The sequence below is a fragment of the Lactobacillus apis genome, assembly GCF_002837055.1.
Lineage (GTDB): Bacteria > Bacillota > Bacilli > Lactobacillales > Lactobacillaceae > Lactobacillus > Lactobacillus apis.
On record NZ_PDKP01000065.1, the window covers coordinates 1 to 538 of the forward strand.

Annotated in this window: 1 protein-coding gene; it reads right to left on the minus strand. The window is 32.5% G+C overall.

The features are described from left to right. Nucleotides 1-394 precede the first annotated feature (394 nt). On the minus strand, nt 395-538 hold a 144-nt coding region (locus tag CRG87_RS07940; RefSeq protein WP_133125515.1), incomplete at its 5' end, for a hypothetical protein.

Here is a 538-nt window from a genome sequence, read left to right on the forward strand (position 1 = left end):
AGTCGTGGATAGCATTCATAGTTGAGTCGAATGAACCGCCTGGGAAACCATAGATATGATCAATATGCCAGTCCAATAAAACTTGGAGCATAGCATTTGCGCCATTAATTTTTGCCATTTTTAAAGTGCATCTCCTTAAATACATTTACTTACATACTGTATTAAAACATATAATTTCACAATTTCAAGTGAGTAAAACCAACGTGGTAAGTGAGATGTAAGCGCTGTGCAAAAATATTAACTTCACAAAGATGTCACTGAAAATTGTCATTTTAAGATAACAGCAATAATTAAATTTGTGATTCTCTGATCATTCCACTATTTTTTGTGAATTTTTTTGATTTATTCTCTTTCGAAAAAATATTTTTGTTTCTTGAATTTTTTACAAAAATTACTATTTAATTTTTGAATAGCGACCATTTTGCACGTAAACGCTTAAAATGGCAAGATCAGCTGGATTGACACCTGAAATTCGCTCAGCTTGTGCGAGAGTCTCTGGTCTAATTTTCTCAAACTTTTCTCGTGCTTCCGTTGCTAA